9 protein-coding genes are annotated in these 12,687 nt (G+C 38.4%); 5 read left to right on the top strand and 4 right to left on the bottom strand.

The window, feature by feature from the left end:
• Positions 1 to 3: 3 nt before the first annotated feature.
• The 3 genes from GQR87_RS18870 to GQR87_RS18860 all read right to left on the bottom strand — a co-directional run bounded on the left by GQR87_RS18870 (position 4) and on the right by GQR87_RS18860 (position 4,018).
• Positions 4 to 849: a kelch repeat-containing protein gene (locus GQR87_RS18870; RefSeq protein ID WP_158972061.1), complete on the bottom strand. Its 846-nt coding sequence runs from the start codon at positions 847 to 849 to the stop codon at positions 4 to 6.
• A 179-nt stretch (positions 850 to 1,028) separates the two neighbouring features.
• Positions 1,029 to 1,931 carry a 1-aminocyclopropane-1-carboxylate deaminase/D-cysteine desulfhydrase gene (locus GQR87_RS18865; RefSeq protein WP_158972059.1) on the bottom strand — a complete coding sequence of 301 codons (903 nt, stop codon included), beginning with the start codon at positions 1,929 to 1,931 and terminating at the stop codon, positions 1,029 to 1,031.
• A 35-nt stretch (positions 1,932 to 1,966) separates the two neighbouring features.
• Complete coding sequence (locus GQR87_RS18860; protein WP_233267321.1) at positions 1,967 to 4,018, bottom strand: ATP-binding protein; 2,052 nt, start codon at positions 4,016 to 4,018, stop codon at positions 1,967 to 1,969.
• A 553-nt stretch (positions 4,019 to 4,571) separates the two neighbouring features.
• Here GQR87_RS18860 and thrA point away from each other — a divergent pair.
• The 5 genes from thrA (at position 4,572) to GQR87_RS18835 (ending at position 11,856) form a co-directional block, all read left to right on the top strand.
• Positions 4,572 to 7,031, top strand: a complete 2,460-nt coding sequence (thrA, locus tag GQR87_RS18855; RefSeq protein ID WP_158972057.1) for a bifunctional aspartate kinase/homoserine dehydrogenase I — start codon at positions 4,572 to 4,574, stop codon at positions 7,029 to 7,031.
• A 42-nt stretch (positions 7,032 to 7,073) separates the two neighbouring features.
• Positions 7,074 to 8,069: a homoserine kinase gene (gene thrB / locus GQR87_RS18850; RefSeq protein ID WP_158972055.1), complete on the top strand. Its 996-nt coding sequence runs from the start codon at positions 7,074 to 7,076 to the stop codon at positions 8,067 to 8,069.
• A gap of 90 nt (positions 8,070 to 8,159) precedes the next feature.
• Complete coding sequence (thrC, locus tag GQR87_RS18845; RefSeq protein ID WP_158972053.1) at positions 8,160 to 9,443, top strand: threonine synthase; 1,284 nt, start codon at positions 8,160 to 8,162, stop codon at positions 9,441 to 9,443.
• Positions 9,444 to 9,453: 10 nt separating this feature from the next.
• A complete protein-coding gene (ung, locus tag GQR87_RS18840) occupies positions 9,454 to 10,113 on the top strand; it encodes a uracil-DNA glycosylase (RefSeq protein ID WP_158972051.1) in 660 nt (219 codons plus the stop codon).
• 105 nt (positions 10,114 to 10,218) lie between these two features.
• Positions 10,219 to 11,856 carry an FMN-binding glutamate synthase family protein gene (locus GQR87_RS18835; RefSeq protein ID WP_158972049.1) on the top strand — a complete coding sequence of 546 codons (1,638 nt, stop codon included), beginning with the start codon at positions 10,219 to 10,221 and terminating at the stop codon, positions 11,854 to 11,856.
• 317 nt (positions 11,857 to 12,173) lie between these two features.
• On the opposite strand, the gene GQR87_RS18830 is transcribed toward GQR87_RS18835, so the two are convergent.
• The gene (locus tag GQR87_RS18830) at positions 12,174 to 12,344 is read right to left on the bottom strand and encodes a DUF3545 family protein (RefSeq protein WP_158972047.1); all 171 of its coding nucleotides are present in this window, start codon (positions 12,342 to 12,344) and stop codon (positions 12,174 to 12,176) included.
• Positions 12,345 to 12,687 lie beyond the last annotated feature (343 nt).

Below are 12,687 nucleotides of genomic sequence, written 5' to 3'. Positions count from 1 at the left end.
CAATTATTCGACAGTAAATGTTTGGATTGAATCTAAAAATAATTTGCCAGAACCTAACGTCCCGCCAATAACATAAATTACCCCATTTAGTTCAGTTGCTGCATTATGTCTAGAAGCTTGAAAATTAAATGGTGAAGTACTCCAGTTTTGAGTTTTTGTATTATAAATGTAGCTAGAAGTTAAGTTCTTATAATCGCCGAAGGTATAAATTTTGTCCTGCACAGCTACTGCCGAGTGGGCACTTAAGAGCTGTGGAAGAGATGGCAGACTTATCCACTGATCTTTCGTTAAATCGTAACGAGAAAAGTGGTTAGAGGCTTTCTTATTGTTATAACCACCAATGGCATAAATATGTTTACCAAGTATCACGGTTCTAGTGTCTTCTGCAAAGGGTAAACCAGACGCTTTTGTCCACTGGTTAGTTGTGATGTCGAAGATACTGACGATGTTGGTAGGCACTAACTTTTGTCTGGAATCGTATTTACTACCGCCACTTACCACGATTTTTCCATCGATATAAACTGCGCTGGCAAAACGTCTTGGGACCGGCATTTCGCCCAAGATTTTGACTTGTTTAGATGGGATGTCATATATTTCAACCAATGGCTGTAAACTAGAATAATGCTTCCAAGCTGTTACTCCGCCTAAAATATAAATTGAATCTTTTCCGTCCCACACTGCCGAGTGGTAACGTCTAGGTAACAATTTATCTTTTAATTTTATCATTTCTTTGGTTCGTGGATCTATAATGTGAATATCTCTCGAAAAACCTCCTTTTTGGCTGCCAGCTAATACAAAAATTTTCTGACCATTGTTGACGATCGCATGACCATATAAGCCATTTGGCATCGATAAAACCGCTGATTCCGGCAAAGTGTGGTAAGTAGTACAACTTGTGAAGAAGCAAAATGTAATCACAATTATAAGTATGTTGTTTATTGATTGGCTCATGGTGATTTTTCGAACTTAAATATTTATGGTTGAATTGCCAGCTAAATATTGAATACTTATAATGATGTGTGCAAGGTTTATTTTCTTACCCCTTGCAAGCCACCTGTGTGCAAAGCCAAGATCCGACTGTTTTTAGGAAAATACTTTTGGTGTAGTAAATCCTGTATGGCAAAAAACAATTTGCCACTGTAAATTGGTTCAATATCTAATTGCTGTTGTTGGTTAAAGTCAGTGCAATACTGAGTTAACTCTTCAGTCTTTTTGGCATAACCACCAAAATGATAATCATGATTAATTTGCCAATTTTTATTGTGGCAATCTGGCGGCAGTAAGTCAGTAACTAAATCCTCTAAGTAATTTTGTCCTTTTAGTACACCTATGCCTAACACTTTTGTTTTATTTGCTAGTTGTTTGTTACCTAATGCATTAATCAACCCCGCTAAAGTGCCGCCACTGGCAACAGGCGCAATGATAAAGTCATATTCTTGGTTAAGTTCATTTACTATTTCGCCAACACCTTCTAGAGCATATTGGCTAGAGCCGCCTTCGGGGATAATAACGGCTTGTGGAAATTCGATTTGTAATTGGTGTAAATAACTAGAGTTGCGTGCTTGATACGTGATTTTGTTTACATAACGTATATCACTTTGCCATGAGACTAAGTCTTGTAACATCGGACTAAGATTTTGCGAGTAATCTCCACGTACGATTGCAGTAAACTTAATATTCAGTTGTCGGCAACAATAGGCCAAAGCATGCAAGTGATTAGAAAAACCGCCGCCAAAACTAATAATATGTGGGCATTTTTGTTCTAGCGCATCGATTAACTGAAACTTGATCTTGCGCCATTTATTACCCGAAATAATGGCGTGGATAGAGTCGTCACGTTTAATGGTAATCTTGGTACCTTGGAGCAGAATGGATTGTTCTGGTGATGGTAAGATGATCTTTAATAATGGTGTTAAATCTGTTGTTGTCACGCTATTAATTTCTTGAATGGTTAGTGCCGTGGTTATTATACATATTCCTCTAACTTCGAATATAACCGCTGTTGCTGTATGGGTTTGGCTAGGTAATCAGTCATACCGCTATCGATACACTTTTCGCGATCGCCTTTCATTGCGTTAGCAGTCAAGGCGATAATTGGAATATCTGATATTTCTAAATTTAGTTTTCTAATACTCTGCGTAGCTTGGTAACCGTCCATATTGGGCATTTGACAGTCCATTAAGATTAAAGAATAAAAGCGATTTTGTTTGGCTTCTTTATCTAATTTTTCTAAGGCTTCTAAACCGTCTGATGCGATATCATGAGGGACATCTTTTAATTTTAACATCTCACTGATAACTAATTGATTAATTTCATTATCTTCAACAATTAATATTCGTAACTGGCTTATCTCTTTGGCGTTTGAAGATGGCGTTTTAGCTATGGAAATTGGTTTAAAGCTATCCGTGTTTGATACTTCAATTTTTACCGTAAAAGTACTGCCTTTTTGTTCTGTGCTTTGTACTGTAATTTCACCGTTCATCAAGGTCGCCAAACTTTGGCTGATAGATAGGCCTAATCCGGTGCCACCAAATTTACGTGTGGTTGATGCATCTGCTTGTCTAAATGGTAAAAATAAATGTTTTAGTTGTTGTTCTGTTATGCCGATGCCACTGTCTTTTATTGTTAATATTAAATGAGACTTTTGTTTTTCCAGAGTAATCAGTTCACTGCTGATAACAACCTCACCTTGTAAGGTAAATTTAATGGCGTTACTGATTAAATTCGCATAAACCTGCCTGATTCTTGTCGGATCTGCAATGATTGCGATGTTTTCAGTTAAAGCAAAATCCGAGGTTAATTTAATAGATTTATTTTTCGCAAAAACAGTAAATGGAGCAACACATTCATTCAATAAGTCGTTAATAATAAAGGGGGTGTTTTCTAATTCAATTTGTTTGGAGTCAATCTTTGCAAAGTCTAAAACATCATTTACTTGGGCAAGTAAAGAATCCGCGCTACTTTGCGCTAAATTCAAAAAGTTCTTTTGATTATTATTTAAACCTGTTTTATCCATCACTTGCAACGAACCAATCACACCATTGATAGGTGTGCGAATTTCATGACTCATATTAGCTAAAAAGGTACTTCTGGCCTCAAGAGCTAGGGTCAGTTCTTGATGCCTTTTTTCTAATTGTTCTCGGTAATAGACTTGTTTAGTGATGTCTTGAAATGCGCCATATAAACGAACACATTGATCATTTTCAATTTCAGCCCTACCTTGGCTCGCTACCCATTTTATTTTGCCTGTGTGGGTGACAATTTCAAACTCCCCTGCGAAGTCACCACCTTTTAACATAACTTTATTGACCATAGCCCGAAGACGTTCTCGATTTTTTCCGGCTTTATAAAAATCAATAGCGGTTTCAAGATCTGGAACATAATCTTTATCAACTTCATGAATTAGCCTTGTTGCTTCAGACCAATGTATTGACTGAGTGACAAGATCTATCTCCCAAGCTCCGACTCCTGAAAGTTTGCTGATTTCATTCATCAAATTTTGCTGGTGGGTTAAGCGTTTCTTCTGCTTTTGTAATATGGCCAATGCGTTGTTTCTGGCAATTTCGTTGCCAACCCAGTGGGCTAAAAACTCAATAAATTCGTGTTCTGTTGGACCAAATGGATTGGCTCTTGGTTCACTGGAAGAAAAGTTGAGGGTACCGTAGCGTTTTCCTTCAACCATCAAAGGTGCCCCGATATAACTTTCAAGACCAAAATCTAAATAACAGGGATGTTCAGCAATTTCACTTTTGCCAGCATGATGAAAAGAAGTGGATTTGTCTGCAAGTAGGGTGTGGATACAATAAGTATTACTTAACGGAAAAGTTGTTTCTGCTTGCAAGGCGTTATCCGGAGAAATCGCATGTTTCACAGTATAAGTATCATTGTGTATTTGGCTAATAATAGCTAATTCTAGATTAAAAACATCACTGCCGAGAATAAGCAGCTTTTCCATTTTCTGTAGGTAAGAAAGGGAATTGTCAGAAGTGATTTGATATAAACTTTTTAGGTGTAACATCTTGATTATTATTCCAAAATAAATCGGTACGCTTAATTAGTTTGTATCGATGTTGTTAATCTATTATTAGGCAAATTAGATCCTAATGAAGTATATCAAATGAGCAAATAACCACTCGATTTTAATAAGTAAATAACTTAGCCAATATTAGCATTATTTGCGAACAGTAACAAAGTATCTAAAGTCGAATTAGCGATAGACTTTGGTCGTGTTTAACTGATGTTTCTATTCTTTACTAAGTTTAGACAGGTTTACCTAGAGTCATTCTGAGTTCATCGTCGTTTGCTTAAATCGGTATAAGGCATATCAAATAACAAAACATCTGCATATGTTAGTTGACATATAGACGTCTATACGGCAAATTGCACTTATGAAAATCAATTCAATTTGCATCACCGGCATGATTATTACCACCCCAGATAAGGTGGTCGCTGGCTAGTACATACGCATTACATACTAAAAGCCCGCAACCAAAGCGGGCTTTTTTGTTATTTGCTTGTGTGAAAGTAAATTTGAAATAACTAGAAATACGTGAAGTTCGAGGAGCAATAAAATGAAGGTGTTGAAGTTTGGCGGGTCATCTCTCGCCGATGCAGAGCGTTACTTGCGAGTTAAAGATATTGCCATGGCATGTCATACCGAATCGGGTGCTGCTATTGTATTGTCTGCTCCAAAGGGCGTAACAAATGCCTTGTCTTTATTGTGCGACGAAGCCGCATCAGGCAAAGATTACGGTGAATTATTTGCTAAATTAAATATGGTTTTGTTTGGAATTTTAGAAGACTTACAAACCAATTTACCTAACTTTAAATCTGCTGATTTGGCTGAATTTATTCAACAAACTTTGAATGAGTTGAATCAACATTTAGAAGGTTTTGCCTTATTAAGATGCGCACCAGAGCAAGTGGTAGCGAAAATTTTAAGTATTGGTGAATACGTTAGCGTTAATATTTTTAGTCAGATTCTGACTTCTGTTGGTCAAGCCAATAGTATTATAGACCCTGTTGATCATATTATTGCAGAAGGTGATTACCTTGATAGCATTTGTGATGTATCTGCAAGTAAAGCTCGTTTTACTGACGTAGATAGCTCAGGCAAACAAGTATTAATCATGCCTGGTTTTGTGGCTGTAAATGGCGCAGGCGAGAAAGTTACTCTAGGACGTAATGGCTCTGATTATTCAGCTGCGATTTTAGCTGCTTGTATCGATGCTGAGTGTTGTGAAATTTGGACTGATGTTGACGGTGTGTATAACGCTGATCCAAATCAAGTTGAAGGTGCGGTGTTATTAGACAAACTGACATACCAAGAAGCCATGGAGTTATCATACTTTGGCGCCAAAGTATTACATCCAAAAACAATCGGTCCTATTGCTCAACATCATATACCTTGTTTAATCCGTAATACCTTAAATCCATCAGCACCTGGTACCTTAATTAGTAACGAAGCCAGTACTAAGTGGACCAGCGTAAAAGGCATTTCACACTTAGATGACATGACTATGTTTAATGTAGCAGGCCCTGGCATGAAAGGCATGGTTGGTATGGCAAGTCGTGTGTTTGAAGTGATGTCTCGTGCCAATATTTCTATTAGTTTAATCACTCAATCTTCTTCGGAATATAGCATTAGTTTTTGTATTCATAGTAAAGATGCGGCTCACGCCCAAGATTTATTAGAAGACTCCTTTGCATTAGAGCTATCTAATCAGTTACTTGATCCGATTGAAGTACGTCATGATTTGGCGATTGTTACTTTAGTGGGGGATGGCATGCGTCATTCAGAAGGTCTAGCGGCTAAGTTCTTTAATTCTTTGGCACAAGCAAGAGTGAATAACGTAGCCATTGCTCAAGGTTCTTCAGAACGTTCTATTTCGACAGTGATCGCGGCTAATAAAGCGAAAAAAGCAGTGCGAGTAGTACATCAAAACTTTTTCTCAAGCTTACATTCAATCGATGCATTTTTAGTAGGTTGTGGCACAGTAGGGCAGGAGTTCTTAGGGCAAGTGGCTCGTCAACAAGCGTCTTTGTTAGAACGTAATATCAAGTTGAATGTGTATGGTATCGCCAATAGTAAAAAATTATTGTTAGACACCAAAGGCATTGATCTTAATGCTGATTGGGCAAATGCATTACAAAACAGCGATAAAGCGTTGTCAGTTGATACATTACAAGATTTTGCTCACGCGAATAGTTTAGTCAACCCAGTTCTAATCGATTGTACAAGTAGCTCGGCTATTGCTGATCAGTATCCACATATGATGGAAAGTGGTTTCCATGTGGTTACGCCAAATAAAAAGGCCAATACTGCCAGCACTGAGTTTTACCAATTGTTGCGTGACACAGTACAAAAAACCAATCGCCAATTTTTATATGAAACCACTGTGGGTGCAGGCTTACCTGTTATCGAAAACCTGCAGAAGTTATTTTATGCTGGTGATGAGCTAATCAAATTTGAAGGCATTTTATCTGGCTCTTTATCTTTTGTATTCGGCAAATTAGACGAAGGTTTAAGTTTATCTGAAGCCACTAACATAGCTAAAAAGAATGGTTTTACTGAACCAGACCCTCGAGATGATTTAAGTGGTATGGATGTCGCCAGAAAACTATTAATCATGGCTCGTGAAGCTGGATTAACGTTAGAATTAGAAGATATTCAAATCGAGCCTGTATTACCTGAGTTTTTTGATGCGAGTGGCTCTATTGACGACTTTATGGCTAAATTGCCAGAAATCGATAGCCATTACGCAGACAAAATTAGTGCAGCCAAACAAGAAGGCAAAGTGCTGAGATATGTTGGTTCAATTAATCAAGGTAAGTGCGTGGTAAATATTCAAGCTGTGAACGAATCTCATCCTTTGTTTATGGTTAAAGAAGGTGAAAATGCTTTAGCTATTCACAGTCATTATTACCAACCTATTCCATACGTAATACGTGGTTATGGTGCGGGTGCTGCGGTAACTGCTGCTGGTGTGTTTGCTGATGTGATGCGAACTATGCCATGGAAACAGTCGTAATCATCTTGAAACGTAACCATGTTGGAAAGTAAGTAAGATAAAATGTCAGAATCAAATATGCAGAACAAAACAATAACAGCCTATGCGCCAGCCTCTATTGGTAATGTCAGTTTAGGTTTTGATTTATTAGGTGCGGCCCTGAAACCGATTGACGGAAGTTTATTGGGTGATGAAGTTGATTTAACCATAGCAGAGCAGTTTAGTCTTGAAGTGGCTGGCCGTTTTGCCGACAAATTGCCACCTGATCCTGATAGTAATATTGTCACTCGTTGTTATCAGCATTTTGTTAAAGTATTAGAGCAAAAAGGTTATGCCAAAGAAGATATCCCAGCATTAAAAATGACCTTGCATAAACATTTACCTATAGGTAGTGGTTTAGGTTCTAGTGCTAGTTCAATTGTTGCGGCATTACATGGTCTTAATCAGTTTTATGCAGAATATTTTGGCAAAACGCCTTTTACTGATAATGAACTGTTATTAGTTATGGGTGAGCTGGAAGGGCAAATTAGCGGCAGTGTGCATTATGATAATGTTGCCCCTTGTTTCTTAGGTGGTTTAACCTTGATGGCTGAATATAAAGAACAAGTTGCCTTACAATTGCCTATCTTTAAAAATTGGTATTGGGTGTCTTGTTATTCTGGCATTAGTGTTTCAACTGCCGCAGCACGAGAAATTTTACCAAAACAGGTATCAATGGCTGATACAATTCAATTTGGACGCCAGCTAGCAGTATTCACTGATGCCTTATATCGCCAAGACGAAGAGCTTGCTGCAGCCATGATGCAAGACGTTATCGCCGAACCATACCGTAAATCATTGTTACCCAAGTTCGATGAATCGAGAGCGTTTTCTGAACAAAATGGTGCATTAGCATTTGGTATTTCTGGTTCTGGCCCCACAGTGTTTGCTGTGTGTGATAATTTACAAAATGCAGAAAAAATTAATCAATGGCTAACTGACAATTATATTCAAAATGACACAGGTTTTAGTCATGTCTGTCAGTTAGATTTAGACGGTGCCGTTACGCACCAATCTTAAGGTTGTGTTGAAGTAGTTGTACTATGCTTCTGTGCAATAATTTAACGTAATTAAAGTGCGTTGAAAATAGAAATTAAAAGGTAATAAAAATTGGAACTCGTAAATTTAAAAGACGCATCAGAAGTAGTGACATTCGCCCAAGCCGTTAAGCAAGGTTTAGGCAAGAATCAGGGGTTGTTTTTCCCAACTACACTACCTAAGTTTGATGATATGGACGCACTTTTGGCTATGCCTTTTGTTGAGCGTAGTGTTGAAATCTTAAGTTCTCTTATTGGTGATGAACTTTCAAAAGAGCGGATCGCAGGCATAGTTGAGCGTGCTTTTGCATTTCCAGCACCTTTAGCAAAAGTAACCGACAATATTTATAGTTTAGAATTATTTCATGGTCCAACATTAGCATTTAAAGATTTTGGCGGTCGTTTTATGGCCCAATGTCTAACTGAAATTTCTAACGGTGAACCTATTACCATTTTGACAGCCACTTCGGGTGATACAGGTGCTGCGGTAGCTCATGCTTTCCACGGCATTGAAAATATCAATGTGGTTATTTTATTCCCTAAAGGGAAAATTAGTCAGCTACAAGAAAAATTATTCACCACTTTGGGCGATAATATTCATACGGTAGCCATTGATGGTGACTTTGATGATTGCCAACAGTTAGTTAAAACAGCTTTTGATGATGTTGATGTGCGAGAAGGTTTACACCTTAACTCAGCTAACTCAATTAATATTAGCCGTCTAGCTGCACAAGTTTGTTATTACTTTGAAGCTGTATCGCAACTGACTGCCGAAGAGCGTAAAGAAATTGTGATCTCTGTACCTAGTGGTAACTTTGGTAATCTGACTGCCGGCTTAATTGCTAAAGTGATGGGTTTACCAATTAAACATTTTGTTGCTGCAACGAATATGAATGACACTGTTCCTCGTTATTTGAAAACGGGTGAATGGGAGCCAAAAGACACAGTGGCAACTTTGTCCAATGCTATGGATGTTAGTAATCCAAATAACTGGCCACGTATCGAAGCTATTATCGAACAAGGTTATGTAGACAAGTCTGAGATTTCTGGCGATACGGTTGACGAAGAATATACCCAAGTGTCTATGCGTCAATTAGCGCAATTAGGTTATATCAGTGAGCCCCATGCTGCGATTGCATATAAAGCACTAGTTAGAAAACTAGAAGAAGGGCAAACAGGTATATTCCTTGGTACAGCTCACCCTGCTAAATTCAGAGAAACAGTTGAAAATGTGTTAGGCCAACCTATTAGCCTTCCACAACCATTAGCTGAATGTGCAGGTAAAGAAGGTTTGGATGTTGAATTAGCCAATGACTACCAAGCATTAAAAACGCATATGTTTAACTTGTTAGGCTAAATACTAATAAGTGGATACTTGGTCGGATATATTAGCTGCGGAAAAACGGCAGGCTTATTTTCAGCAAATTACAGAGTTTGTTGATAATAAAAGACGTGCTGGCACTGCAGTATATCCTCCTCAACAAGATGTTTTTAATGCCTTTGATTTGACTCAGTTAGCCGATGTAAAAGTGGTAATACTGGGTCAAGACCCCTACCACGGGCCTAATCAGGCCCATGGTTTATGTTTTTCTGTTTTACCAGGAGTTAAACCTCCCCCATCTCTTGCAAATATCTATAAAGAACTGGCCAATGATATTGATGATTTCTCTATTCCCGAACATGGATTTTTACAAAATTGGGCAGAACAAGGTGTTTTGCTGTTAAATACCGTTTTGACTGTAGAACAAGGAAAAGCCCATTCTCATGCAAAAATCGGTTGGGAAACTTTTACAGATAAGGTCATGCAACAACTAAATGAGCACTGCCAGGGTGTGGTCTTTTTACTTTGGGGTAGCCATGCGCAAAAAAAAGGTGCTGGTATAGATCAAACAAAGCACCATGTTTTAAATGCTCCACATCCCTCGCCATTATCTGCTTACCGAGGTTTTTTTGGTTGCCAACATTTTTTCAAAACCAATCAAATTTTACTCGAACAGGGTAAATCGCCAATTAACTGGCAAGTATAAAATCCTTCATTGTTAATTTCTGAAAATACTTAAATTACATTGAAACAATTACTTAGCTGTGGTTTTCTAAGCCTAAGTAGTTGCATATTATAAATGGGTAAAGAAATGAGAGCAGATTTTGTCAGAGCAATAACAATCATTTGGTTGAGTTTGCTGGCATTGAGTATCACTTGGCCAGGTATGTTGTGGTTTGCAGTTATTTTAGTACCACTTACTGCAGTGGGCTTTTATGATATGTATCAAACGAAACATGCACTATGGCGAACGTTTCCTTTAATTGGTCGTGGACGCTGGGTGATGGAGTTTTTACGTCCCTTTTTGCGTCAGTATTTTTTCGAATCAGAAACTGATGGAGTACCTATTAACCGGATGAACCGTTCGGTGATTTATCAAAGGGCTAAAGGTCAGCAAGATACCATTCCCTATGGCACCAAAGTGGATACTCAAAGGGTAGGCTATGAATGGATTGGCCACTCTATGGCGGCTATTCATCTAGATGAAAATGCTATCGAACCTAGAGTGAAAATTGGTGGCCAAGCTTGTAAGCAACCCTATGAGGCGAGTATTTTTAATGTCTCAGCTATGAGTTTCGGTTCGTTAAGTGCGAATGCAATTTTAGCCTTGAATAAAGGCGCTAAACTCGGTGGTTTTTATCATAATACTGGAGAGGGCAGCGTCAGCCCTTATCACCTGCAACATGGCGGAGATCTCGTTTGGCAAATTGGTACAGGCTATTTTGGTTGTCGTGATGTGCGGGGCAAATTCAGTGCAGAAAGGTTTACCGAAACTGCTACTAAATTTAATATCAAGATGATTGAAATTAAATTAAGCCAAGGTGCTAAACCTGGGCACGGTGGCATTTTACCAGCAGATAAAAACACCTTAGAGATCGCGCAAATTCGTCATGTTGAACCCGCTACTAGAGTGGATTCCCCGCCAGCACATAGTGTATTTAAAACGCCGCTAGAGATGATGGATTTTATTCAACAATTACGAGATTTATCTGGTGGAAAACCTATAGGTTTCAAATTGGCAGTCGGCCGAAAAAGTGAATTTATTGCTCTTTGTAAAGCCATGGTTGAAACCAATATTAAACCCGATTTTATCACAGTAGATGGGGGCGAAGGTGGCACAGGCGCAGCACCCTTAGAATATTCTAATTCGGTTGGTATGCCACTAAGAGAAGCCATAGTGTTTATTACTGACGTGCTTACTGGTTTTAATTTACGTAAGGAAATCAAAGTGATCGCCAGTGGTAAAGTGTTCACTGGTTTTGACATAGTTAAGAATTTATCTTTAGGTGCCGATCTATGTAATAGTGCTAGAGGTATGATGGTCGCGTTAGGTTGTGTGCAGTCTTTGGTGTGCAATACCAATGAATGTCCAACAGGTATTGCCACGCAAGACCCCATATTAGCCGCTGGCTTAGTGGTTAACGATAAAGCGACTCGGATTGCTCGATATCAAAAAGAAACAGTACGGGCCACTATGGACTTGGTTGCCTCTGCTGGTTTGCGAGATCCCAATCAAATCACGCGTTCACATATATATCGTAGAGTCAGCGAAACTAAAATTAAGCGTTTGGATCAAATTTACATAGGTTTAGTGCAAGGTAGTTTATTAGGCGACGATTATCCAGAGCGATTTGCCCATGAAATGAAAGAATCTTCATCTAAGTGTTTTATGCCCACCAATTTTGTGGTGCAATGTTACAGTGGTTTAGAAGAAGTAACCGAAAGCTGAAGTTGGTAATGTTATAAAAACTAAAACGCCCTGAATATCAGGGCTTTTTTGTAGCGATTGATTAGATAACCTGAATACTGGATAAGCCGAACCTCTCGATAACGCTCTTTTTGTGCCTAGCGGCGTTGGGCTGCCTAGCCGCGATGGAGGAGAGTCTAGCAATTACACGTTATTACGTACGACAATCCGCCTTGCTATACACCAAAATTTCGTCACCGAGTTAGCATCCAGGTGAGGTGATTTGGCTGGATATTATTAAGCCATTGAATTTTAATGAAAAATCCAGATTAGACGATACTTCTTATCCAGAACTCAGGTTAGATAAATTCTAATTGATCTTCCGGTGACATACCTAGCTCACGTAATTCTTGCCTAAGTCTGTGTCTGTCATGGATGGCTTCGATTTCTCTCCACTTGCGTTTGCTGGTTTTAGATTTTGAGTTACGGGTTTCTGAATCTATAGTTGACAATAATTCGGACTTATTCATGATGAACTCCAGTATTATTTTTTAGCGCAGCGTTAACATATTATTGAAATCTTTAGGTTTTCATCTAAAGACGGTTTAAATATGTACCATAAGAGGCTTAAAAATAGAACAAGTATTTGAATTATTTATTAATAAAATGTGAACTTAATGTGACACTTGCTGAAGGTTTGAAATGATTGATTTAGGGTTTCGAGAGAAAATCATAATATAACAGCATAAAAAAACGGCGACATTCATAAGAATAACGCCGTATTGATTGACAAGCTAAACTGTTAAAGCAACATCTTTACGAATCTCGAATCTCGAATCTCGAATCTCGAATCTCGAATCTCGAATCTCGAAT

It is taken from the genome of Paraglaciecola sp. L3A3 (assembly GCF_009796765.1).
In the GTDB taxonomy this organism is placed as follows: Bacteria; Pseudomonadota; Gammaproteobacteria; order Enterobacterales; family Alteromonadaceae; genus Paraglaciecola.
Note: the sequence above shows the minus strand (reverse complement) of the source record. Positions and strands in the feature narration are given on the sequence as shown.

Bases quoted from the DNA above. Each gene is read 5' to 3' on its own strand.
- GQR87_RS18870 (WP_158972061.1), bottom strand. From the start codon at position 849: ATGCCAAATGGCTTATATGGTCATGCGATCGTCAACAATGGTCAGAAA.
- GQR87_RS18860 (WP_233267321.1), bottom strand. From the start codon at position 4,018: ATGTTACACCTAAAAAGTTTATATCAAATCACTTCTGACAATTCCCTT.
- thrA (WP_158972057.1), top strand. From the start codon at position 4,572: ATGAAGGTGTTGAAGTTTGGCGGGTCATCTCTCGCCGATGCAGAGCGT.
- thrB (WP_158972055.1), top strand. From the start codon at position 7,074: ATGTCAGAATCAAATATGCAGAACAAAACAATAACAGCCTATGCGCCA.
- GQR87_RS18835 (WP_158972049.1), top strand. From the start codon at position 10,219: ATGAGAGCAGATTTTGTCAGAGCAATAACAATCATTTGGTTGAGTTTG.
- GQR87_RS18830 (WP_158972047.1), bottom strand. From the start codon at position 12,344: ATGAATAAGTCCGAATTATTGTCAACTATAGATTCAGAAACCCGTAAC.